Genomic DNA, 23,466 nt, shown 5'->3' with positions numbered 1-23,466 from the left:
CAGGCCGTCGCCCGCGCCTTCGCCCTTCGGGAGGACGGCCGGTCCTCTCCCGGTCCGGGCGACCGGCAGGCGAGTCGACGAGAGCGGCGACCACGGCATGCCGAAGGGGCTCCCGGGACGGATTCCCGGGAGCCCCCTCACGTGCCGGCCATGCTCAGGCGGCGGGCCGGTGCGCGCTCAGTGCCGCGCCGTCACCTTCATCGTGGCGGCGAGCGACGGCACCGCGTACGGGGAGTCGGTGCCGACGGTCAGCCCGCCGGCGTACGTGCCGGTCCGACCGACCTTCCCGGCGTCGAAGGCCACCCGTACGGTCACCGTGGCGCCCGGCGCGACGGTCACCGAGTGCGGCGCCGACAGCCACGCGGCGCTGCCGGAACTGCCGCAGTCGCCGTACCCGGGAAGCTGCTCGACGCCGGTGACCGGATTGTTCATGGCGTCCGAGCCGCCCACCACATACAGCCCGCACGCGCCGCTGCCGCGGTACGCCAGGGTGTTGGCCGCGGGCAGCGCCGACCAAGCGTCGGTCGCCGGGTCGTACTCCTCGCCCTGGTTGGTGAGTTCCCCGCCGCTGACACCGCCGACCAGCTGCAGCCGGCCGCCGGAGGAGGCAGAGGACATGGCCCAGTTGGGGTAGGGCAGGTCGGCCCGCGCGGTCCAGGTGCCCGCGACCGGATCGAACGCGTACGTCGCCGCCGTCTCCTGGCCGCTGACCGGATCGGAGCCGCCCGCGCAGACGACCTGGCCGTCGATGCCGGCGCAGGAGAGCCACGTGTCGGTGACCGGGTAGTCCGCGGCCTGGCTCCAGGAGTCGGTCCCCGGGTCGTAGACGTAGGTCGCCTGCGAGACCGGGAAGCAGTTGCCGCCGCAGCCCGCGATCACGTACAGCCGGCCACCGAGCACCGCGGTGCCGCCCGCGACGACGCCCGAGGGGAGCGGCGCGACCGCGGTCCAGGTGTCGTGCGCCGGGTCGTACCGGTACACCGCGGCCGACGCGCTGCCGGTGCTGTCCCAGCCGCCGAAGACGTAGACGCTGCCGCCGATCGCCTCCACGCCCGGCTTCTCCAGGCCCTGCGGCATGTTCGCCAGCCGCCGCCACCCGCCGGTGGCCGGGTCGTGGACCGAGGCCTTGAACAGCAGGCTCCCTCCGTCGGTGCCGCCGAAGGAGTACACCTTGCCGTCGACCGTCACCGAGCCGCTGTCCATCACCGGTCCGGGCAGGGCGTCGGAGACGGTCCAGGCCGTACCGCCGGCCACGGGCGCCGCGTCCGCCGAACCGGCCTCGGCGCTCCGCGGCGTGCCAGTGAGCAGCGAGCCGCGGGTGAAGTCGCCCCCGGCGTGCCGGACCCGCGCGCCGCCGGACGTCGCCGTGCCGGCGGCGTGCGAGCCGGGCGTGTACGAGCCCTCCTGCGGGCTGAGCAGGACGTGGACGGGAGCCGTGCCGGTGTTGCGGAGCGTCACGGTCCGGGTCGTGGATCCGCCCAGTGGCTGGGTGACCCGGAGCGGGCCGCCGGAGACGCCGATGCGGCCGGCGCCCAGCCGCCAGTCCTTCCCGGTGACGCGGTCGCGGGCCACGCTGATCTTCGCCGTGGCCGCGGTGTAGGCGCCGTCGGTGACGCCCAGTGCGGTGCGGCCCGAGCCGTCGGCGGCCGAGGCGGGCGCGAACAGCTCGTAGGCCCCGGCGTCCGTGGTGTCCGCCGGGGTGCCGGCCACTCTGACGGTGGCGCCGGTCAGTCCTGTGCCGGTGTTGGCGTCGGTCACGGTGCCCGCCACGAGGCCGCCGGCCGTGGTGTCGCAGGAACGCTCGCCGATGAAGACGTCGTCGACCTTCCAGAACCAGGAGTGGACGGCGTCGTACCGGAACCGCACCCGCACGTCGCTCTTGCCCGCGGCCTGCGGGAGTGCGACGACCTCGGGCCCGTAGGAGATCGTGCGGGCCATGTGCCAGACCGAGGTCCAGCTCTTCCCGCCGTCGACGCTGACCTCGACGTACGCGTTGGAGTTGTACAGCGGTGAGGTGAAGGAGTTGGCGAAGGACACGATCGGCGTGGCGTCACCGCTCATGTCGAGCACCGGCGAGACCAGGGTGGTGGTCTCGTGCGTGTCGTTGCCGCCGTTGCGGGAGTCGACCTCGGCGAACTGACCGGTGCCGCCCGTGTCGTTGCCGTAGTGCCCCGGGTCGTCGAACCGCCAGGTGATGCCGGAGCCGCTGTCGTCGGTGACGGTCCAGCCGTCCTGCGGCGTGGCGCCGTTCCAGCCCTCGAAGTCGGTCGTGGTGCCCGCGTAGCCGTAGCGGTAGCCGGGCGCGGTGCAGGCCGTCGCGTCCACGGGCAGCGTCACGTCGTGGCGGACGTCGCGGGTGCCGACGGCGACCGCGGCGTCCGCGGCCCGGTAGCCCGGCAGGGACGACGACACGTGCAGCGTGTACGACCCGTTGTCCGGCAGCCGGACGGTGTACCGGCCGGTCACCGGGTCGGTGTGGACCGCCGTGCCGGGGTAGCCGCTGACGGCGACCGTCGCGGCGAGCGGCCAGCCGTGGCCGGACGCGTCGGTGACGGCGCCGGAGACGGCGTGGGTGGGCAGGGCCCGCAGGGTGAACGTCTCCTTCGCCGTGCCCCCCGCGGCCACCTTGAGCGTCGCGGTGGCCGTCGCGTAGCCGAACTGCGCCACGGTCACGGTGTACGAGCCCGGTGCCGGGGCGAGCGTGAAGGCGCCCGAGGCGTCGGTGGTGGCACTGTACGTGCGGCCGCCGGTGCCGGTGCCGGTGCCGGTGGCGGTGACGGTGGCGCCCGTGACCGCCTTGGAGCCGGTCGCGCGCACGGTTCCGCTCACCACGCCGTGCGGGCCCTGGCGCAGCGCGCCGACGCCGGCCGGCGAACCGAGCCCCGTCGGGCCGTCCCAGCCCGCGCGGGCGGTGCAGAGCTGGTTGCCGCAGTACCCGTCGGAACCCGCGGTCACGTCGTTGAGGTCGGCGGCGTTGGCGTCGGCGTACGGGTACGTCACCGGGTAGGTGCCCGGCGTCGGGGTGCCGGCGAGCGCGTACATCGCGGCGACGAGCGGCGACGACAGCGAGGTGCCGCCGTACCGGGCCCAGCCGCCGACCGCCGTGGAGTTGTAGAGGCCGAGACCGGTGGCCGGGTCGGCGTCGGCGGAGATGTCGCCGATGGCGCGGTCGGCGCAGCCGGTGTCCAGGGCCTGCTGGTACGCCGGCCGGGGCTCGTACTGTGAGCAGCCCGAACCGCCGGAGGCCCAGGCGGCCTCCGTCCAGCCCCGGGCGGTGGTGGCGTCACGGGTCAGCGTCGTCCCGCCGACGGCGACGACATTGCCGTTCGACGCGGGCCAGTTGACGATGTTCCCGTAGTCGCCGGTGGACGCGGTGACCGCGATCCCGGGGTGGTCGTAGTAGTGGTCGTACGCCTCCGGGGTGCTGATCTCGTTGGGCACGCCATAGGAGTTGGAGATGGCCACCGGGTGGTGCGCGGCGGCGGTGTCCGTGGCCTCGCCGAGGTCGTCCAGGGCCGGGGAGTCGGCCTCGACGAGCAGGATGTGGCAGCTCGGGCAGACGGAGGAGACCGCGTCCAGGTCGAGCGAGGTCTCTATGGACCAGTCGGGGTTCTCCGGCGGCAGGTTGTGGCCGCCGGCCTGGTCGAGCTTGCCGAAGCAGCCGTTCGCCGTGGTGCACGCCGGGAGGCCGTAGGTGCTGCGGAAGACGGCCAGGTCGGCCTCGGCCGTCGCGTAACCGCCGGCGTCGACGATCGCGACCGTCGCGCCGGAGCCGCCCGAGGGCAGGTGGTACGCGGCCTGGAAGTCGGCCGGGGTGAGCGAGCCGGCGGGCGGCGCCGGGGAGCCCGCGGCCAGGGCGCCGTGGGTGTTCGTCGCGCCCATGAGGTCGCAGGTGGCGTACGGCGCGTCGCCCTTCTGCTCGGAAGGGGGCACGGGAAGGGCGCAACCGGCGGGCTTGTAGGTCGCCGTGCTCTGCGGTGTGCCGCCGCTCGCGGTGGCCACCGCCTGCGCGGGGACGGCGGCCGTCAGGCCGAACGCCGCCGCGCAGGCGATGGCCACCCCGGCGGCCCACATGCGTGTCCGTCTGTGCATCGCTCTCCTCGGGAGGGTGCGTCGGCCGGGCCGACTCTGATGGGGGCGCCGGTCAGACCGGCCGGTACTCCACGCCGGGCTTCCGGCGGGAGGGGCGCGGAGGGTCCGCGGTCTCCGCCGGGGCCGGATCCTTGGTGCTGCCGTCGGCGGCGGCCTGGGTACCGCCCCGGGGGGAACCGCCGGCCGCACCGGTCGCCGACGGCGGCGCGGCCGCGGGCTCCCGGCCGCCGTCCGCCGCAGGGGCGTCGTCGGGCACGCGGCCCTCGCCGGGCTCGTCACCGTCCTGCGGAGTGCCGCCGTCCGCCGGCTCGTCACCGGACGGTGCGGACGCCGCCGGAGCCGCGCCGGGCCGTCCGGCGGCCGGCGGTTCCTCGCCGAACCGCTCGGCACCGTTGCCAGAAGTCATCGCGGCAGCTCCGTTCTGTCCCAGAGCCAGCAGTGAACGCCGCGCGACCAGGGGCGGACAATGCGCAGAACTACCCGGGAAACCCCGGTGACGGCACGGCGGTCAGCCCGTCGTCAGGTGCGGCCGGGGCGCGTTCCCCGGTGGGGGCACGTCACCGGACTCCACGACGGCGACGGCGAGCGCCGTGCGCGAGGGCGCGTTCCGCTTGCGCATCGCGGAGAGGACGTGCTTCTCGACGGTGCGGGGCGAGAGCCCGAGTACGCGGGCGATCTGGGCGCTGGTCCGGCCCTCCACCAGCAGCCCCACCACGTCGAGTTCGCGCGGTGAGAGCCGGTCGCCGTACCCGGGCCTGCCCGCCCGCCCCCCGATCCGGACCCCCTCGTCCGCGAGGCGGCGCCGCACCCGGTCCGCGTCCCCGGTCGCGCCGAGGGAGGTGAGGCCGTCGAAGACCTCGCGCAACGCCGCCACGGCCCGGTCCCGTTCACCGGCCGCGAGCCGGCAGCAGGCCGCGTCCTCACGGGCCAGCAACGCGTCGTGGGGGCGGGGGAGGGCCGCCCAGGCGGCACCGGCCTCCTCGAACCGCCCGGCGGCGTCCGCCGGTTCGCCTTCGGCCCGGGCCAGCAGGGCCGCCGTCAGCTTCCCGGCGGCCGCCGCCATGGGCGCGTCCAGGCCGCGCGTTCCCGCCGTGAAGGCCGCGGCCGCGCGCCGGGCCTCCGCCACGCGCCCGGTGGCGAGCAGGGCGCGGATCCGGAGCGGGGCGATCTCGGCGGCCCAGAGCCAGAGTTCCTTCGCCGCGACCAGCCGCCAGGCGGCCTCGGTCGCGGCGAGCGCCTCCTCCGGCCGGCCGGCCGCGACGGCCAGCCGCGCCACGACGGCGGACGGATCACGCGAGCCGTCCGCGGGGCCGCGGGGACGCCCCACGGCGATCGCGGCCCGCACCCGCTCGCTCGCCTGCCGGTGGTCGCCGCGCGCCGCCTCGTCCAGCCCGAGCAGCAGCAGGGCGTCGGCACGCAGCACGGGTTCGTCGGCGTCGAGCGCCGAGGCCGCCCAGTGCACCGCGGCGGACCTGGCGCCGGTGAGCCAGTCGAGGTGGGCGAGGGTCGCCCCCACGAGGTCGTGCAGCCGCAGGTACTGGTGGCGCCGGGCCAGGGCGGCGGCCGCGTCCAGCCGCTGCCGCGCGTCACCGTAGCGGCCCCACAGCATCGCCGCCTCACCGATGTTGGCGAACCCCCGGGCCTGCTGCAGCACTTCGCCGGGGCTCGTGCCGTCCGCCGGGAGCCCGCGGGCCGCCGTCCAGCCCTCCGGGTCGCCCAGCACCAGCAGGGTGTCGGCGCGGTCCACCAGGAAGGAGAGCCGGTCCTCGGGCACCGGGTCCGGCGGGCCGGCGACCAGACGCCCGGCACGCTCCAGCCACTCACGGTGGTGCGCCGCGGGGTGCGCGGTGGCCAGCGGGCGGGCGAGCATCATCATCGCCCGGACCGCGGCGGCCGGCCGGTCCCGGACGAGTCCGGGCACGATCCGCTCCATCTCGGCCGAGGCCGCCTCCACGTCGCCGGCGTGGAACATCAGCCGGGCGAGCTGCCAGGCGGCCTCCGTCCGCTCCTGAGGCGTGAGTTCACCGTCGGCGGCCTCGCGCAGCGCCGCGACGAGCTCACTCAGCGGGGCGTTGCCGGGCGCGGCGTACAGCGGCATGCGCTGCACCAGCCGGGACACCGCCGCGCCCCGGGCGGCCCGCCCGGTGAGGACGTCGAGCAGCAGGACGAACGCCGTCCGCGGGTCGCCCGACGAGACCGCCCGGTCCGCCGCCTGCTCGGCGTACACGGCCCAGCGGCCGTCGTCCCCGGCCTCCCGGAAGTGCCGGGCCAGTTCGGCGACGCGGCGCACCGGTTCTCGTTCGAGGGCCTCTCCCGCCCGCAGGTGCAGGCGGCCGCGCTCGAGGCCGCCGAGGGCGTGGTAGACGGTCCGCGCGGCCAGGATGTGGCGGAACCCCACCCGGGAGCCGCGGTCCTCGTGCAGCAGGCCGCCCGCGACTGCCTCGGCCAGACCGCTCTCCGCCTCGTCCAGGGACACACCGGCGACCTCGGCGACCAGGGTCGGCCGCTGGTCCCCCTCCAGCACCGCCAGGGCGGCGAGCACCGCACCGGTCGCCGGACCGAGGCGCGAGGTCCGTTCGAGGACGGCGTCCCGGATGCTCGGCGGCACGACGAGCTCCGCGAGGTCGCGCCGGAGCCACGCGCCGTCCTCCCACACCAGGTCGGCACGGTCGTAGAGCAGACGGACGCACTCCTCGATCGCCAGCGGCAGCCCGTCCGTGTGGCCGTGGAGGAACGCGGCGAACTCCGCGGAGACCGGCTCGCCCCCCAGCATCGAGGACACCAGGTCCGCCGTCCCCGCCGTGTCCATCGGACCCGGCTCCAGGCGCGTGACGCCGCTCTGCGCGACCAGGCGGCGCAGCAGCGAATCGGGACGGACGTCCTCGGGCCGGTAGGTGAGGACCACGCGCGGGTGTGCGCGGCGGGCGCACAGGAACAGCAGGAGCTCCAGTGTGGTCTCGTCGGCCCAGTGGGCGTCCTCCACCGCGAACAGCCCGACGCCGAGGGCGTCGATGAGCTCGACGAGCGCGCGGAGCAGGCGGTGCCGGGCCGCCGCCGCGTCCGGCAACGGCTCGGGGGCAGGCGGCAGTTGGTCCGCCCACTCGGGGAACAGCGGTCGCAGGGCCCCGGCCAGACCGGTGAGGGACAGGTCGGCGACGCCGCCGGCCAGGGTCCGGACGGCGTCGACGACCGGGCCGAGGGTGTACGGCTCCCGGAAGGGCAGGCACACCGCGACCAGGGCCGTCTCCGGGCGCTGCCGCAGCAGCTCGGCCAGCAGCCGGCTCTTGCCGATGCCCGCCTCGCCCGCGACCACGACCGGACCGGGACGCTCGTCGAGGGCCCGGCCGAGCAGCGACAGATCGCGGACGCGGCCGACGAGGCGGGGAACGCCCAGGCCCGCCCGGCGCCCCGAGGCACTTCCCGGTGCCGTTCCACTCATGTGCGCCTCCGCTCCGCCGCCCCGGCGGCACACATTCTGCCCGTAGCACCTTTGCCCCGAGCGTGGGCGTCGGGTGAGCCGGCCCCTCACCCGGTGCCGTGGGCGGCGCGCGGCGGATAACGTGGCGTCGTGGCACAGCGCATGAGCACGGTGGTTCTGATGTGCGGTCTTCCGGGAGCGGGCAAGACCACATACGCGTCGGAACTGGTCCGGCAGGGGTATGTCCGGCTGTCGATCGACGAAGCCGTCTGGGAACGGCTGGGGCATCGCGACGCCGGGCTGGTGCTGGAACCGGCGGCTTTCGACCGGCTCAAGGAGGAGGTCCGCGCCGAGCAGCGGCAGGAGCTGGTCGAGCTGATGCGGGCCGGGCGCGACGTCGTGGTGGACTACAGCTTCTGGAGCCGGGCGGCCCGTGACGACTACAAGGCCCTGATCAGCAGCCACGGCGGCCGCTGGGAGCTGGTCCACCTCAAGGCCGACCGGACGACTCTGGAGCGTCGCCTCCAGGCCCGGAACGGCGAGCAGGGCGCCAACTCCGTCACCGTGGACGCGGGGTTGCTCGCGCGTTACGTCGCCCAGTTCGAGGAACCGGTCGGCGAGGGCGAGCACGTCGTCCGGCCGCCGTTCCCGGACTGAGAGGCGCTCGTCCTCGATTCCTCAACCTCGGGCGTGGGCTTCGATGAAGGGCCGGAGGAGCGCCAGGGTCCGGTGCGGATCCTCCAGCATGGGTGAGTGCCCGACGCCGGGGATCATCTCGACCAGGGCGCCCGGAACGCCGGTGTACTCGGCCGCGGAGGAGGGGCGCCACCTGCGGTCCTGCTCGCCGAAGAGCACCAGGAGCGGCTTCCCGAGGGCCGACAGCCGGTCCGGGAGCGGCTGCCGCGTCAGATAGTCGATCGCCCCCTGCGAGGTCGCCACCGTTCCGTGCAGGGTCATCGTCCGTACGTCGGCCACGAGGTGCGGGGGGATCTCATAGCCGGGCCGGCTGAAGGCGGTGCTCAGCGCCTTGCGGATCAGCGCGTCGGTCCGGACCCGCCACAGCAGCGAGCCGAGGCCCGGAGCGAGCATCAGCCGCCCGGCGAGCCCGTTCGAGACGAAGGCGCCGAGCCGGGGCCCGGTGTCGATCAACGCCAACGCGCCGAGCAGGCCGGGCCGTTCCTCGGCCAGCGCGGTGACGACCAGGCCGCCGGTGGAGTGGCCGATCGCGACCGCCTGTTCCACGCCGAGCCGGTCCAGCGCGGCGCCGACCCGGCGCGCATGGTCGGCGATCCGGTAGCCGGGACCGTCCGGTCGGGCGGACCGGCCGTGTCCGAGGAGGTCGAGGCGGACGACGTGACGAGCCGCGGCCAGTTCCGGCACGATCGCGTCCCACCAGGACGTCGAGGCGGCGAGGCCGTGGACGAGTACGAGAGCCGGGGCGTCACGCGGGCCGTCCTGCCGTACGTGAAGGTCCCCTGCTTCGAGGGGCAGCGGCGAGTTCTCGGTGGTCATGGGCCCACGATGGCGCCGGCAGGCCCGGATGTCCTGGACGAATGTCCCCGGGCGCCCGGCGTACGTAGCATCGAAGCATGGGATCCAGCGCGTACGGTCGCGTGGCGGTGTGGGACGTGGTGGGCCCCTCGCGGCCGAGCCGGCTGCCCGGGGTCGGCATGGCGGGTTTCCGGGACGGCGGTGCCGCCAAGGTCGGCCAGCGGGTGATCCCGCATCCGTCCGTGATGCTGGCCGTGGACTTCGGCGCGGGCACGCCGGTCGTCACCGATGCCCGAGGGCGGCAGCAGCGGGGAAGCGTGGTCGCCGGGCTCGGCATGGGCTCGGGGGGCTCGGCGTGGGTGCGGGGCGAGAACGTCGCGTGCCTGCAGGTCCGCCTGTCTCCGCTGCTCGCGCGCTCGTTGCTGGGCGTGACCCCGGCCGAACTCGACGGCGTCGTGGCCCTCGACGACGTGTGGGGCCCGGAGACGTCACGCATCCGTGAGCGGCTGAGCGAGACCACTTCCTGGCAGCAGCGCTTCGCGTTGCTGGAGTCGCTGCTCGAACGGCGTTACCAGGCACGGGCGTCGGCGGACGCTGAGGTCGCCTGGGCCTGGCGGCGCATCGTCGCCGCGGGAGGGACGGGACGCGTCGAGGGGCTGGCGGCCGAGGTGGGATGGAGCCGTAAGCGCCTGTGGTCCCGCTTCGGGGAGCAGATCGGGCTGCCGCCGAAGCGCGCCGCGCGACTCGTCCGCTTCGACCGTGCGGTGCACCGCCTGGTCGCCGGTGACGGCCCGGCGCGCGTCGCGGCGGAGGGCGGCTACACCGACCAGTCCCACCTGCACCGTGACGTGGTGGCCTTCGCCGGGGTCACGCCGACGGCCGCGGCGGGGGAGGCGTGGCTGGCGGTCGACGACGTGGCGTGGCCCGAGCGCCTCGGCTGACGGAGCGCGGCCGCCTCAGCCGGACGGCGGCGCGTCGAAGACCGGGGTGCCGGCGGTCTCGTAGGGGAGCGTGGCGATGAGGTCGGCGTGGTGCCGCTCCAGCGTCCGCCGCTGACGCGCGGTGTTCGGGTGCGGGGGACGTGCGGCCAGGCGCGCCATCCGTTCCGCGTGCGCCTCGGTGACGATGCGTGCGGTGGTCTGCCACACGGCGTCGTCGGGGACACGGGCGAGTTCGACGCCCTGCGGCTGCATGCCTTCGGCCAGCGCCGCGACGGCCCGGTCGTGGCCGTCGAGGAGCACCCAGCCGTCGAGGAAGGAGATCCACCACACCAGCACCGGTGCCAGGGTCCCTTCGCGGGCGTGCTTGCGGAGCGCCTTGACGCGGGGGGCGTCCGGCGACGGCAGCGGGCGCAGGGGCAGGATCCCGTGCCAGCCACCGCCGCAGAGCAGTTCGAGCGTGGCGTGCGGCCAGTCCTGGACGAGGTCGGCGCTCCAGATGCCCGGAGCGAAGTGGCGGCGTGCGGTGAGCCGCCAACGCCCCCCATGCAACGGGCCGTTCTCTGTGTCCTCCAGCTGAAGTGCGTACCGGTGCGGCCAGTCGGGTCCGGTGCGCATGGCCGCGGCGGACACCGGCGGCAGGGGAGAGCGGAAGCCGGTAAAGCGGTGCAGGCGCAGGTCCCGGCAGCAGCCGTCGCCCTCCACGCGTGCCCGGATCAGCGGCCGTTCGCCCTGCCGGAGGACCCACGCGCCGTCCCTGCGGGACTCGAAGCGCATCCCGGGCGGGCCGAGAGCCTCACCCGGCACGGCCAGGACGAGACCGTCTCCCGGCAGAGGTTCACGCGTTGCCCGTCGCATGGAACCAGTGTCAGCACGAGGGTGTCCTGTTCGGCAACGGAATACCGGGACGACCACCATCCGGGTCTGCGAGACGCGACACGGCCGGAATATGTTCTGAACATATTCCGCCCCGGCCCGCGCAGCCCTAGGATCTGCGCTGGTCCTCCGCGAAGAGATGTGAGGGGCCATGATCCTTGGGGGAGGGGCGATGCGAAACACCGCGGCAGCAGCATGCTCACTGGTGATTCTCACCGCGGCGGTCGGATGCGGCACAGCCGGGCACGCGTCGCCGGCGCGGAGTGCCGGCAGAACGGCCCACACGGTCGCGACCGTCACCACGGCCCCCGCTGCCGTCCGGAAGGCCGCCCCGGCCCAGGCCGCCGCAGCCGATGCCGACGCCAAGCCCGAGAACGACCCGGCCCGCCCGCAGTCCCTGCCCGATGGCCTGAAGGTCCTCTACCAGACCCACGGCGTACGCGGACCGGCACAGCTCACCACCCTCGCGCGGATCCCGCGCGGCACCCTCGGCGTCGTGGCCCTGTGCAAGGGCCCCGGCAGCATCCGCGTGCACCTGGGAACCATCGCCTCCATGGACGTCGCCTGCGGCACCCCCGGCGTCTACAACGAGATCGCCCTCGACGGCGCCAGGACCTCGGTGGCGCTCTCGGTGACGGCGAGCCCGCAGAACGCGTGGGCCCTCACCCTGGGCTGGACCTCCGTCATCGACCATCCCGCGGACTGAGGGCGGCCGGCGAGGACGAGAAAACGGCCCGGCAGGAAGACGCGTCCCGGCGCGAGAACGCGTCCCGGCGCGAGAACGCGTCCCCCACGCCGTGACGTGAAGGACGCGCCAGGTCCGGCCGGGCCCGCGTCCGGGCACGCAGTACAGCCTCCTCCCGCAGGTGCCGTGCGTGCCCGTCGCCGGGCGACGGCCTACGGTCACTCCTCGCGTTCGTACTCGGCTTCGGCGCGCTGGGCGTCGAGTTCCTTCTGGGCGGACTCGTAGACGTCGCGGACCAGCGATTCGGCCTCCTGCTGCGACGCCTTCTCGGAGAGACTCCTCACCCGCTCGACCCAGTCATCTGCAGATTCCGTCATGTCGCCCTCCTCCAGGACCGGGAAGACTGCGCTTGTGGCGCGACGGCTTCGAGGCGTCGCACCGGCGACTCCGTACTCAAAACCCTACGCCTCCTCCGCCCCGCGGACATGCGCGGACGGCAGGCCTCAGGCGAGGCGCCGGACGCGGGGCACGGGGCGGGGCATGATGCGGCGCCGGGACGGGCGAACGGACAACCGCACGCCCGCCCGGCCCCCGGGCGTCCCGGCTCAGCCGCCCGCGTACGCGGAGAGACCGACCACCGCCGCGGTCGCCGAGCCCACCGCCGTGTACCGCACATAGCGAGCGGTCACCGGCGTCGCGGTCACCGTCGTGCTCGATCCCGAGGCCGCGGCCACGGGCGCCCCGAAGGGCGTCCACGCCGTACCGTCGGCCGAGACGTCGATCCGGTAGGCGGTCGTCGCCCCGTAGGACTGGACGACCGTCCGTCCGACCGTCGTCGCGCCGCCGAGGTCGACGGTGAGGGCGGCCCCCGGCCCCGTCGCCTTCCAGTGCGTGCTCGGGCTTCCGTCGACGGCCGCGACCGCCGGGAAGCTCGGGTCGGCGGTGGTCGCGCTCACGTCCTTGCAGCGTGCGGCGTCGTCCGTCGGCGTCAGGTCGGGCCGCCTGGTGGGGACGGTCACGCTCTGGTGCCCGTGCAGCGTGGATGTCCGGCCCGCGGCGGAGACGGCCAGCGTGTGGCCGCCGCGCAGCGTCACCCGCGTGCCGTCGGGGCGGATCGAGATGTCGAAGGTGTTGCCGTGCCACTGCACCCCGGTGACGTCGATGCCCGGGATCTGCGGCGGGAGCATCGGGTCGAGGCCGACCGCGTCCGCACCGAACCGCAGACCGGTGAAGCCGTAGTAGAAGGCCTGCAGCACCCCGCCTATCCCCGTGGTGAAGGTGAACGCCCCACCCGCGCGGGTCTCCGCGAACTGGTCGAACGGCGCGTAGGTGTACGGGTCAAGGCTGCGCCTGAGGAACGTGTCGGTGACGCAGCCCGGCGTGCCGAGCCGGGCGCTGTCGATCAGGTTGATCGAGTCCGTCATCGAGGGGCCGTTGATGTCCGTGCGCGGCGTGTAGTAGTCGAGGTCGGCCTGCGCCTGCTCAGCGGTCATCGGGTAGTTCAGCGGGTACTGGAGCATGACGGTGTCGGCCTGGTTGATGGTGTCACCGCGATAGCCGTCGTACTCGGGGTGCACGCCGGTGGCCGGGTCCACGGCGACGCTCAGGCCGCCGGACACCTGCGCCCACAGCGGGTCCGCCTGCTCGCCGACCAACTGCGCCGCCTCGGTGGCGATGTCGAGACTGTCGATGGCGCCGGCGTTGGTGTACGCGCTGTTGTTCTCGTGGTCGTGGTTCTCGTCCGGCGACTGGACGTTGTCGAGGCCGTAGCCGCCCTTGCCGTCGGGGGTGACCCGGCTCGCCCAGAACGCGGCGACCGCCTTGATCACCGGCCAGCCCTTGGTGCGCAGCCACTGCAGGTCGCCGGTCGCCTGGTAGAACTGCCACTGCGCCAGGGCGACATCGGAGTCGATGTGGATCTCGCGTGGGTGGATGCCTACGTCACTGCCGGTGTCCGCGCTCTCCCACGGGTACTGCGCGCCCTGGTAGCCGTGCGCCTCGGCGTTCGCGCGGGCCGCGTCCAGCAGCGTGGAGCGGTAGTCCAGCAGGCTCTGCGCGAGGTCCGGATGGCCGGCCAGCAGCGCCGGGTTCATCCAGGTGTCGGCGTCCCAGAAGACATGCCCGTTGTAGTCGGCGGACGACAGCCCGCCCGGGGTCGGACCCCAGGTGACGCCGTCGCGGACCGAGGAGATCAGGTAGAACAGGCCCGCCCGCAGTCGCCGCGTGAGGTCCGGGTCCCCGGGAACGGAGAGGTCGGACTGCCACAGCCGTGCCCACGCGCGCTCGTGCGCGCTCTGGACCGGCTGCCACCCCTGCGCCGCGGCGCGTGCCGCGTGGCCGAGCGCGTCGGCCTGCGGGTCGGCCGGACCGTTCCGCACCAGGGGGGCCGAGCCCTGTTCGGTGTCGTTCGAGGACGCGACGCCGACGAACTTCACCGCCTGGTAGGTGTGTCCGGCCTGGACGCTGAGCTTCGCGCTCTGGGCCAGCGAGTCCGCCGGCACGTCGGTGTACGGCACGGTCACCGCGGGATCGCCGTCGACGCGCAGCACGGACGCCATCCCGGCCCGCATGCCGACCTGCTGGGTGGTGAGGGTCTCGCTCAGGGTGGCGGCCGGTCCGTCGACGTGTCCGGCCGAGACCTGGGTGAGGTTCACGGACTTGCTCAGCCGGTGGTTGACGGGCAGCGTGTCGGCGCGGCCGTCGAGCTCGTCGACCACGGACAGCGGTCCGCTCCAGTTCAGCGGGGTGATGTCGACCCGGGTGACGCCGAGATGAGCGTCGGCCTGGTCCACGAGCACCTGGTAGGTGAGCCGGGTGGCCCGGCCCGCCGGTGAGGTCCAGGTGAGGGACGTGGTGATGATGCCGCGCCGCATGTCCAGGGACTGCCGGTAGTCCGAGGTCGTTCCCGTCGGCGCCTTGGCGGCCGGATCCGTGCCGACCGGGGACAGGGAGATCTGGTCGACGTTGGCCAGGCAGCTGTCGCCGGTGGCACAGGTGACGGCGACGGTGTTCACGCCGGAGGTGACGGGCACGTCGAGCGTGGCCGTCGCCCAGGTGTCCCAGGAACTCGTCCCGGGGAGCTGGATCCTGACCGGTGCGCCTCCGTCGGCCTGGGCGCTGAGGGTCTGGGCGGCACCGCCCCCGGCGGAGTACCGCACGGTCAGGCGCGCGGTGCCGGCCGGGACGCCGGACACCGTCACGGTCGCGGTGGCGCCCGGCGCCGGGTGGCCGCCGGGGCCGTAGCCGGCGACGAAGCCCGTGCCGCCGTAGTCGGTGTGGTTGGTCGCGACGAACGCACCGCCGGACAGCGTGCCGCTCTCCGCCTCGCAGACGACGCCGAAGGCACAGCCGGCCGAACCGACGTTGCCGTAGACGGCGCTGCCGTCCGAGACCCCGAGCGTCGACCAGGCCGGGATGTTCACCCGCTGGACCGAGATTCCCGGTCCCTGTCCGTAGAAGCCCGCGAGCTGGGACTCGGTCAGCAGCGGCGAGGAGGAGAAGCCGGCGCCCTGTGCGGGGACGCGCGTGGAGAGGTATCCGTTGCCGAGGAAGGCGGGGGCGTAGTCCGTCGAGGGGTCGGTGGTGCTGAGCACCCAGCCGTCTTCGGCCTGGCTCGCCGCCGCCCGCGGCGGATCGAACACCCCGGTCGACACCGTCGACAGCAGGAGCGCCGCCACCGCCACGGCGACGGTGCGCCGGGCGTGCGGCGCCTCCGCGACGCGCGGTCGGCGTTCCGCCCGCGGGGCACGCCGAGGTCTCGGCGATCTCAGCAACGTCAGGGTTCTCACGGTCACGCCTCCGGGGACTGCGGCTCGTGGGGGGCGATCCCGCACTCTAGGGCGTGACCCGCCCCTTGCACGACATCGTTGTCAAAAATCGGGCGACGCCGGTTCGTGGAGCGTTCGAGGGATCGAGCAAGCGCCGCGCCGGCTGCGCGGTCGAACTCTGGGCGTTCGCCCGGTGTGGCCCGGCGGTATCGGGCGCGTTCAAGAGCCTTCTCGGTCTACTGGCACGTTTTATCGCCGACTTGGTCCGATCCATTGACACCGTCAGAGTGGGGTTCTAGCTTCTGGCCTACGTTCAGAGCACGACAGCGATGTCATCGGTCGCTTCGGCGGTGCGGACCCGACAGGACTCGATTCCCGCACGGCCTGCCCCGCTTCTGCAACGTTCCACCCCCATGACTGCTCATGAGAGGGTCCCCCCATTGAGAACGACGATCTTCAGGCGTAAGGCGGCCGCACTGCTGGCCGCGATTCCGCTGGCCGGCGTCGCATGGCTGGCCGCCTCCACCTCACCGGCGTCCGCCACGGGCGCCTCAACCCCTGCCGCGGTGCTCGGCTATCTGCACCAGATCAGCGGCAACCACACCATCAGCGGCGTGCACAACAAGGAGCCGCTGAGCAACCCGTCGCAGTACACCGCGCAGGCACACGCACTCACCGGCAAGTGGCCGGGGCTGTGGGGCGGCGAACTCGGCTTCCGGGCCGACGACATCGCGAACCGCCAGACGATGATCAACCAGGCGAGGACCGAGTGGGCCAACGGCTCCCTGGTGAACCTCACCTGGCACATGTGCCGCCCGGACGTGACCAGTTGCGAGTTCGACGGCGGCGTCAACGGCAGCAAGCTGTCGGACGCCGAGTGGCAGCAGCTCATCACCAGCGGCACGACGCTCAACAACGACTACAAGGCCAAGCTGGACACCGCCGTTCCGTACTTCCAGCAGCTCAAGGACGCCGGTGTTCCTGTGCTGTTCCGGCCGCTGCACGAGATGAACGAGGGCTGGGCGTGGTGGGGGGGCCGGTCCGGCCCCGACGGCAGCGCCAGGCTCTACCAGATCACCCACGACTACCTGGTGTCCAAGGGCCTGACCAACATCATCTGGGTGTGGAACGTCAAGGACACCGACGCCAACGGCGGTTCGGGCGGGGTGGCCGGCTTCTACCCGGGTGACGCGTACGTCGACGTGGCCAGTCTCGACCCGTGGGACCACGGCTTCCCGACCGGCGACTGGTACCAGGCGCTCCTCGCCGTCGCGCACGGCAAGCCCGTCTCCCTGGCCGAGGTCGGCACGGTGCCCACCCCGGCGCAGCTCGCCTCGCAGCCGCAGTGGACATGGTTCATGATCTGGGCCGACTACATCACCTCGGCCAACTCCGCTGCCGGTCTCCAGGCCACCTTCGGCTCCTCGCGCGTCCTCAGCCAGGGCCAGTTCACCATCCCCGGCGGGGGAGGGCCCACGCCGCCGACGACGCCGCCGGGTGGCTCGCGGACGGGGGCGATCACGGGTGTGGGCGGCACGTGTGTGGATGTGGCGGGTGCGAGCAGTGTGAACGGTACGGCGGTACAGCTGTACGACTGCAACGGCACGAACGCGCAGGTGTGGACGGTGGGTTCGGACGGCACGGTGCGGGCTCTGGGCAAGTGCCTGGACGTGACCGGTCAGGGCACCGCCAATGGCACGGTGCTGCAGCTCTGGGACTGCAACGGCTCGGGTGCGCAAGCGTGGGTGGCGGAGTCCGACGGGCATCTGAGGAACCCGCAGTCCGGCCGGTACCTGGATGTCCCGGGCGGTGACACCGCCAACGGCACGCGGCTGCAGATCTGGGACCGCAACACCAACGCCTGGCAACTCTGGCACCTGCCCGCCTGACACGAAAGGGACCCGGGGCCGTCCGACCACCATCCACGGGCGGCCCCGTTCTCGCTTGCCCGTTTTAGTTCCGGCAGATTCAAGCGCCTGCCTGTTCGGAGCGTCAAGCGTGAACGCCCACTCTCCCGGGCTCTGTCCACGGACATCGAATCACTAGACCGTTCTATGGACAGCGCTCCGAGTTCCGTCTACGTTAAGCAGCCATCGAGCCGCTTCGCCCCGACGACGAGACGTCCGTCGCTGCGCGGCATGCAGTGCGGCGCTTTCCGTTTCAGTGACGAGTTTCCGTGACAAGGGAGTGGGATCGGCATGCGAAGAACAGCTCTGGCGGCCACCGGTTTGGTGTTCGCCCTGGCCCTGTCCGCCTGCGGCGGGGGGAGCGGAAGCGGATCGTCCTCGGACGTGGTGAAGGTCCCCACGGACCCGTCGAAGGTCTCGGGCACGATCACCGTCCTCACCAACCGCACCGACCAGGTGCAGGACGGCACGCTGAAGCGCTACGCGGCGGAGTTCAACACGATCTACCCGCACGTGACGGTGAAGTTCCAGGGCCTCACCGACTACGAGGGCGACGTCAAGATCCGGATGAACAGCAAGAACTACGGTGACGTGCTGTCCATCCCCAACTCCGTGCCGCTCAAGCAGTACCCGACGTTCTTCGCCCCGCTCGGCACCGCCGCGGACCTGTCGAAGACCTACGACTTCACCGACCACGCGACGGTGGGCAGCCTGGTCTACGGGATCGCCAACATCGGGACCGCCAACGGCTTCGTCTACAACAAGGCGGTCTGGCAGCAGGCCGGCGTCACCACCTGGCCGACGACGCCGCAGCAGTTCCTCGACGACCTCAAGGCCATCAAGGCGAAGACCGGTGCCACGCCCTACTACACGAACTACCACGACGGCTGGCCGCTGACGAACTGGGGCAACGCACTCGGGTCGCCGAGCTGCGACCCGGCCGCCAACGACAAGCTCGCCGGCACCAAGGAGCCGTGGGCGCAGGGCCAGGACCTGAACGTCGTCGACTCGCTGCTCTACGACACCGTGCACGACAAGCTGTCCGAGGCCGACCCGAACACCACCAACTGGGAGAACTCCAAGGTGCTGCTCGGCACCGGAAAGATCGCCACCATGTGGCTCGGCTCGTGGGCTGTCGTGCAGATGCAGGACGCCGCCAAGAAGGCCAGGAAGAACCCCGACAGCATCGGCTTCATGCCCTTCCCGGCGCAGAAGGACGGGCACTTCTGCTCCGTCGTGCGCCCCGACTACCAGTACGCGGTCAACATCCACTCCAAGAACAAGGACGCCGCCCGCGCCTGGCTCGACTGGTACATCAACAAGTCCGGTGACGCGCAGGCCGCATTGTCCATCTCCTCGGTGAAGGGCTCACCGCTGCCCGCCGACCTCAAGCCGTTCCAGGACGCCGGGGTGCGCCTCATCCACCTCACCAACGACAGGACCGCCCTGGTGGACGAGATCGACAAGGCCTCGGAGATCGGCATCAACGACCAGGACTACCCGCAGCACATCGTGGACGTCGCCCGGGGTGCGGCCGGCGGCGACAAGGACAGCGTCTTCAAGGACCTCGACAAGAAGTGGTCCGACGCCCAGGGCACCGTCGGCTGACCGGAGCCGGCCGCACCACCGCTGCCCCGGCCCGGCGGAACCCAGGGCCGGGGCAGCTCCATCCCACGGAAGAAGGACCAGATGAGCGCACCGCGGACCGCGGGCCGCACTCCACCCGCCCGGACCCTGCCGCCACCGGACGCGGCCCGCACCCACCCGCGACCACCGCGCCGGCGGCCCGCGTCGCGCCGCCGGGGCGGCGCCTGGTGGTTCACCCCCTGGCTGTACCTGCTCGCCCCGCTCGCGCTGCTCGTGACGTTCACCTGGCTGCCGGTGGTGGACATGTTCTCGTACAGCTTCACCGACTGGGACGGGATCAGCCCCACCCGCGACTGGGTCGGACTGTCCAACTACACCGACCTGTTCACCCGGCCGCAGCTCTTCCAGGTCTTCTGGGTCAGCCTGTTCTATCTCGGGGCGTCGGCCGTGCAGATCTGCGCGGCGCTCTACTTCGCGACCGTCCTCAGCTTCGACACCCGCCTGCGGAACCTGTTCAAGGGCCTGCTGTTCTTCCCGTACCTCATCAACGGTGTCGCCGTCGGCTTCGTGTTCCTGTACTTCTTCCAGCCCGGCGGGACCCTCGACACCGTGCTGCACTGGTTCGGCGCCGGCCGTCACCTGTGGCTCGGCAACCCGCACCTGGTCAACACCTCGCTGGCCGGGGTGTCGGTGTGGCGCTTCATGGGGCTGAACATGGTGCTCTTCATCGGCGCCATCCAGTCCATACCCCCGCAGCTGTACGAGGCCGCGGCGCTCGACGGGGCCGGCCGCTGGCAGCAGTTCCGCTACGTCATCGCGCCCAGCATCCGGCCGATCATCAGCCTCAGCGTGATCCTCGCGGTGTCCGGGTCGCTGTCGGTCTTCGAGATCCCGTTCATCATGACCGGCGGCTCCAACAACAGTGAGACCTTCGTCATCCAGACGATCAAGCTCGCCTTCAACTTCAACAAGACCGGCCTCGCGTCGGCCGCCGCGGTGGTGCTGCTGCTCATCGTGCTGCTGGTGACGTGGCTGCAGCGCCTGCTGTTTCCCGACGAGAGGGTGGAACAGTCATGACCGCGATCGACGGCCCGGCGATAGCGCGGGCACCGCGCAGGCCGGGGACCAGGGCCCTCGTCCGCCGGCGCACGGCGGTGTTCCTGAAGTACCTCTCGCTGGTGCTGGCTTCCGCGGTCGTGCTGGTACCGCTGGCCGCGGTGCTGCTCACCTCGCTGCGCACCAGCACGGAGATGGCCGACGGCGCGGCGCTGGCCGCACCGCACAACTGGTTCAACCTGCACAACTACGTCGTCGCGTTCAACGACGGGCACATGCTGCGGGCTCTGTGGAACACCTCGTTCATCCTCTTCTTCTCGGTGCTCGGCACGGTCCTGATCGGCTCGATGACCGCCTACGCCATCGACCGCTTCCCCTTCCGGTTCAAGAAGCTCGTGATGGCGCTGTTCCTGATCGCGTCGCTGGTCCCCAGCGTCACCACGCAGGTCGCCACCTACCAGATCGTCAACCGGCTGGGGGTGATGGACACCCGCTGGGCGCCGGTGCTGCTGTACATGGGCACCGACATCGTGTCCATCTACATCTTCCTGCAGTTCATCCGGTCGATCCCGGTCTCGCTGGACGAGGCCGCGCGCCTGGACGGCGCCAACTCGTTCACCATCTACTGGCGCATCATCCTGCCGCTGCTCAAACCGGCCGTCGCCACCGTGGTGATCGTCAAGGGCGTCGCCGTCTACAACGACTTCTACATCCCGTTCCTCTACATGCCGGACGACGACCTCGGCACGATCTCCACCTCCCTGTTCCGCTTCAAGGGCCCCTACGGCGCCCACTGGGAGGTCATCTCCGCGGGCGCGGCGCTGGTGATCGTGCCCAGCCTGGTCGTCTTCCTGGCCCTGCAGCGCTTCATCTACAACGGCTTCGCCGCCGGCGCCACCAAGTGACGCCGGAGGGTCCCCGCCGCATCGCATTCCCCGCCACCGCCGAGCCCTCCGGGGCCCTCCCGGGCCGCCACACAACCTACGGAGACCGCATGAAGGTCAGCACGCCGCTCACCAGCGGCTGGACCCTGCGCCTGGACAGCTCCAGGCACCTCCCCCCGCACGCACCGGACACCGTTGCGGGCGCGGCCCTTCCCGCTGCCCCGCCCGCCGTCATTCCCGCCGTCATCCCCGCCACGGTTCCCGGCTGCGTGCACACCGACCTGCTGACCGCGGGCCTGATCCCGGACCCCTTCCTGGACCGCAACGAGACCGAGGTGGCCTGGGTGGGCCGGGCCGACTGGACGTACGGCACCACCCTGTCCGCGTGCGCCGCCGGCCACGAGCGCACCGAGTTGGTCTTCGACGGCCTCGACACCGTCGCCGAGATCCGCCTCGGCGACATCGTCCTGGGCCGTACCCGCAACATGCACCGCTCGTTCCGCTTCGACGTCACCGACGCCCTCGCCGCGGGCCCCGCGCCCCTCACCGTGGCCTTCACCTCCGCGTACGAGGAGGCCGAACGGGTCCGCGCGCTCCTCGGTGACCGGCCCGGCGCCTACGCCGAGCCGTACCAGTTCGTCCGCAAGATGGCCTGCTCCTTCGGCTGGGACTGGGGGCCGACGCTCGTCACCGCGGGACTGTGGCGCGAGCCCCGGCTCGAGCAGTGGTCGACGGCCCGGATCGCCGAGGTCCGCCCCCGGGTCACGGTCGGGCAGGACGGCACCGGAATCGTTTCCGTGGAGGTTCACGTGCGGCGCGCCCCCCGTGGGGAAGGCCGTACGCTCCGTCTCGCGCTGAGCGTCGCCGGCACCGAAGTTCGGGCTCAAGTCCCCTCGGACGCAGTCGAGATGACCCTCCGGGTCGAGGTGCCCGGCGTCGAACGGTGGTGGCCGCGCGGCCACGGTGACCAGCCCCTCTACGGCTGCGTGGTCGCCCTCGCCGACGACGCCGGAACGCCGCTCGACCGGTGGGAACGCCCGGTCGGCTTCCGCACGGTGGAGCTCGACACCTCCGCCGACGACCACGGCAGCGCCTTCACCCTCGTCGTCAACGGGACACCGCTGTTCGCCCGCGGAGTCAACTGGATCCCCGACGACGTCTTCCCCTCCCGTATCACACCCGAATGCTACCGACGGCGCCTGGAACAGGCGGCCGCCGCCGGCGTGGACCTCGTGCGGGTGTGGGGCGGCGGCATCTACGAGAGCGAGGACTTCTACACGGCCTGCGACGAACTGGGCCTGATGGTCTGGCAGGACTTCCCGTTCGCGTGCGCCGCCTACCCCGAGGAGGAACCGCTGCGCTCGGAGGTCGAGGCCGAGGCGCGGGAGAACGTCGTCCGGCTGATGCCGCACGCCTCCCTGGTGCTGTGGAACGGCAACAACGAGAACCTGTGGGGCTTCCGCGACTGGGACTGGGAGCCCGACCTGGCGGGCAGGTCCTGGGGAGAGGGGTACTACCTGGACCTGCTGCCCCGCGTCGTCGCCGAGACCGACCCCACCCGCCCGTACTGGGCGGGCAGCCCCTGGTCCGGCTCGCGCGATCGGCACCCCAACGACCCGCGGCACGGCACCGCCCACTCCTGGGAGGTGTGGAACCGCCGCGACTACACCCACTACCGCGACGACGTGCCCCGGTTCGTCGCCGAGTTCGGCTGGCAGGCCCCACCCGCGTACGCGACGCTGCGACGCGCGCTCAGCGACCGTCCGCTGACCCCGGACGCGCCGGGGATGCTCCACCACCAGAAGGCGGAGGACGGCAACGGCAAGCTCGACCGCGGGCTGGCCCACCACTTCGCGCCGCCCGCCGACTTCGCGACCTGGCACTACCTCACCCAGGTCAACCAGGTGCGGGCGGTGGCCACGGGCGTCGAGCACTGGCGCTCGCACTGGCCGCTGTGCGCCGGCACGATCCTGTGGCAGCTCAACGACTGCTGGCCGGTGACCTCCTGGGCCGCGATCGACGGCGACGGCCGCGAGAAGCCGCTCTACCACGAGCTGAAACGCCTCTACGCCGACCGGCTGCTGACGCTGCAGACCCGCGAAGGACGGACCGTCCTCGCGGCGGTCAACCAGAGCGCCGAGCCCTGGACCACCACGGCGCTGGTGCGGCGCCTGGACGCCCACGGCGGTCCAGGGGCCGAGGAACACGTTCCCGTCCAGGTGGCGGCCCGATCCGTCGCTCTGCTCGAACTCGACCCGGAAATCGGAGAATTGCGTGATCCGCAGCGTGAGTTGCTGGTCGCCGACGCCGACGGGCTGCGTGCCGTGCACGTCGCGGTGCCCGACCGCGCGTTCGCCTATCCCGCCGCCGAGATGACGATCAGCGTGACGCCAAACCCCGGTGGAGCACGCGTGACGGTCACCGCGCACACCCTGGTCCGCGACCTGCTGCTCCAGGCCGACCGCCTGCATCCCGAAGCGCGCACCGACCGCGGTCTGGTGACGCTGCTGCCCGGTGAGAGTGCCGAGTTCGCCGTCACCGGGTGGAACGGCGCCGGCCCGGAGGCGCTGCGCGCGGCGCTGCGATGCGTCAACACCTCCGCCGCGATGGACCAGGTCGCCGACCCGGTGCGGTGAACCCGCACGCCGGTGCGGCGCGCGGCGACGCGGAACTCTGCGCGCCGCACCGGGGGGTGCGCCGACGGCCGGGAATCCCGGATCGGCGGTGCGTGGGGAACGCGGCCTCCGCTCACCTCGGTGCGTTCA

Annotated in this window: 15 protein-coding genes; 8 read left to right on the top strand and 7 right to left on the bottom strand. The window is 72.8% G+C overall.

Annotation, left to right across the window (positions count from 1 at the left end; translation table 11 throughout):
- Positions 1-177: 177 nt before the first annotated feature.
- From K7862_RS26030 to K7862_RS26020, 3 genes are all read right to left on the bottom strand, one after another.
- Positions 178-4,092: a carboxypeptidase regulatory-like domain-containing protein gene (locus K7862_RS26030; RefSeq protein WP_222966751.1), complete on the bottom strand. Its 3,915-nt coding sequence runs from the start codon at positions 4,090-4,092 to the stop codon at positions 178-180.
- Between the two features lie 52 nt (positions 4,093-4,144).
- Positions 4,145-4,498, bottom strand: coding sequence for a hypothetical protein (locus tag K7862_RS26025; RefSeq protein WP_222966749.1), 354 nt, complete (start codon positions 4,496-4,498; stop codon positions 4,145-4,147).
- Positions 4,499-4,600: 102 nt separating this feature from the next.
- Positions 4,601-7,531, bottom strand: coding sequence for a helix-turn-helix transcriptional regulator (locus K7862_RS26020; protein WP_222966747.1), 2,931 nt, complete (start codon positions 7,529-7,531; stop codon positions 4,601-4,603).
- Between the two features lie 129 nt (positions 7,532-7,660).
- Here K7862_RS26020 and K7862_RS26015 point away from each other — a divergent pair, with 129 nt between their 5' ends.
- The gene (locus tag K7862_RS26015; protein ID WP_222966745.1) at positions 7,661-8,167 is read left to right on the top strand and encodes a P-loop nucleotide/nucleoside kinase family protein; all 507 of its coding nucleotides are present in this window, start codon (positions 7,661-7,663) and stop codon (positions 8,165-8,167) included.
- Between the two features lie 21 nt (positions 8,168-8,188).
- On the opposite strand, the gene K7862_RS26010 is transcribed toward K7862_RS26015, so the two are convergent.
- Positions 8,189-9,022, bottom strand: coding sequence for an alpha/beta fold hydrolase (locus tag K7862_RS26010; protein WP_222966743.1), 834 nt, complete (start codon positions 9,020-9,022; stop codon positions 8,189-8,191).
- 77 nt (positions 9,023-9,099) lie between these two features.
- Here K7862_RS26010 and K7862_RS26005 point away from each other — a divergent pair, with 77 nt between their 5' ends.
- Complete coding sequence (locus K7862_RS26005) at positions 9,100-9,942, top strand: helix-turn-helix domain-containing protein (protein WP_222966741.1); 843 nt, start codon at positions 9,100-9,102, stop codon at positions 9,940-9,942.
- 15 nt (positions 9,943-9,957) lie between these two features.
- On the opposite strand, the gene K7862_RS26000 is transcribed toward K7862_RS26005, so the two are convergent.
- Complete coding sequence (locus tag K7862_RS26000) at positions 9,958-10,797, bottom strand: hypothetical protein (RefSeq protein WP_222966739.1); 840 nt, start codon at positions 10,795-10,797, stop codon at positions 9,958-9,960.
- A gap of 223 nt (positions 10,798-11,020) precedes the next feature.
- On the opposite strand from K7862_RS26000, the gene K7862_RS25995 reads away from it, so the two are divergent.
- Entirely contained in the window at positions 11,021-11,521 is a 501-nt protein-coding gene (locus K7862_RS25995) for a hypothetical protein (RefSeq protein ID WP_222966737.1), read from the top strand.
- Between the two features lie 197 nt (positions 11,522-11,718).
- Here K7862_RS25995 and K7862_RS25990 read toward each other — a convergent pair whose 3' ends face one another.
- Positions 11,719-11,877: a hypothetical protein gene (locus K7862_RS25990; RefSeq protein ID WP_222966735.1), complete on the bottom strand. Its 159-nt coding sequence runs from the start codon at positions 11,875-11,877 to the stop codon at positions 11,719-11,721.
- A gap of 228 nt (positions 11,878-12,105) precedes the next feature.
- Positions 12,106-15,177, bottom strand: a complete 3,072-nt coding sequence (locus tag K7862_RS25985; RefSeq protein WP_222966733.1) for a discoidin domain-containing protein — start codon at positions 15,175-15,177, stop codon at positions 12,106-12,108.
- Positions 15,178-15,707: 530 nt separating this feature from the next.
- On the opposite strand from K7862_RS25985, the gene K7862_RS25980 reads away from it, so the two are divergent.
- From K7862_RS25980 to K7862_RS25960, 5 genes are all read left to right on the top strand, one after another.
- Positions 15,708-17,156: a glycosyl hydrolase gene (locus K7862_RS25980; protein ID WP_262413811.1), complete on the top strand. Its 1,449-nt coding sequence runs from the start codon at positions 15,708-15,710 to the stop codon at positions 17,154-17,156.
- A 309-nt stretch (positions 17,157-17,465) separates the two neighbouring features.
- Positions 17,466-18,782 (top strand): ABC transporter substrate-binding protein, encoded by a 1,317-nt coding sequence (locus K7862_RS25975; RefSeq protein ID WP_222966729.1) that lies wholly within the window; start codon positions 17,466-17,468, stop codon positions 18,780-18,782.
- A gap of 81 nt (positions 18,783-18,863) precedes the next feature.
- Positions 18,864-19,838: a carbohydrate ABC transporter permease gene (locus K7862_RS25970; RefSeq protein WP_222966727.1), complete on the top strand. Its 975-nt coding sequence runs from the start codon at positions 18,864-18,866 to the stop codon at positions 19,836-19,838.
- On the top strand, positions 19,835-20,722 hold the full coding sequence (locus K7862_RS25965) for a carbohydrate ABC transporter permease (protein WP_222966725.1): 888 nt from the start codon (positions 19,835-19,837) through the stop codon (positions 20,720-20,722). Before K7862_RS25970 ends, K7862_RS25965 begins: the two co-directional genes overlap by 4 nt.
- 89 nt (positions 20,723-20,811) lie before the next feature.
- A complete protein-coding gene (locus K7862_RS25960; RefSeq protein WP_222966723.1) occupies positions 20,812-23,337 on the top strand; it encodes a glycoside hydrolase family 2 protein in 2,526 nt (841 codons plus the stop codon).
- Positions 23,338-23,466: the final 129 nt, after the last annotated feature.

The organism is Actinacidiphila acidipaludis (genome assembly GCF_019890725.1).
Classification (GTDB): Bacteria; Actinomycetota; Actinomycetes; order Streptomycetales; family Streptomycetaceae; genus Actinacidiphila; species Actinacidiphila acidipaludis.
The sequence above is the reverse complement of the archived record's forward strand: the minus strand, read 5'-3'. Positions and strand labels throughout refer to the sequence as shown.

Excerpts from the sequence above, each read along its gene's own strand:
- K7862_RS26010 (WP_222966743.1), bottom strand. The coding sequence starts at position 9,022 with ATGACCACCGAGAACTCGCCGCTGCCCCTCGAAGCAGGGGACCTTCAC.
- K7862_RS26030 (WP_222966751.1), bottom strand. The coding sequence starts at position 4,092 with ATGCACAGACGGACACGCATGTGGGCCGCCGGGGTGGCCATCGCCTGC.
- K7862_RS25970 (WP_222966727.1), top strand. The coding sequence starts at position 18,864 with ATGAGCGCACCGCGGACCGCGGGCCGCACTCCACCCGCCCGGACCCTG.
- K7862_RS25975 (WP_222966729.1), top strand. The coding sequence starts at position 17,466 with ATGCGAAGAACAGCTCTGGCGGCCACCGGTTTGGTGTTCGCCCTGGCC.
- K7862_RS25960 (WP_222966723.1), top strand. The coding sequence starts at position 20,812 with ATGAAGGTCAGCACGCCGCTCACCAGCGGCTGGACCCTGCGCCTGGAC.
- K7862_RS26005 (WP_222966741.1), top strand. The coding sequence starts at position 9,100 with ATGGGATCCAGCGCGTACGGTCGCGTGGCGGTGTGGGACGTGGTGGGC.
- K7862_RS26020 (WP_222966747.1), bottom strand. The coding sequence starts at position 7,531 with ATGAGTGGAACGGCACCGGGAAGTGCCTCGGGGCGCCGGGCGGGCCTG.
- K7862_RS26000 (WP_222966739.1), bottom strand. The coding sequence starts at position 10,797 with ATGCGACGGGCAACGCGTGAACCTCTGCCGGGAGACGGTCTCGTCCTG.
- K7862_RS25965 (WP_222966725.1), top strand. The coding sequence starts at position 19,835 with ATGACCGCGATCGACGGCCCGGCGATAGCGCGGGCACCGCGCAGGCCG.
- K7862_RS25990 (WP_222966735.1), bottom strand. The coding sequence starts at position 11,877 with ATGACGGAATCTGCAGATGACTGGGTCGAGCGGGTGAGGAGTCTCTCC.
- K7862_RS26025 (WP_222966749.1), bottom strand. The coding sequence starts at position 4,498 with ATGACTTCTGGCAACGGTGCCGAGCGGTTCGGCGAGGAACCGCCGGCC.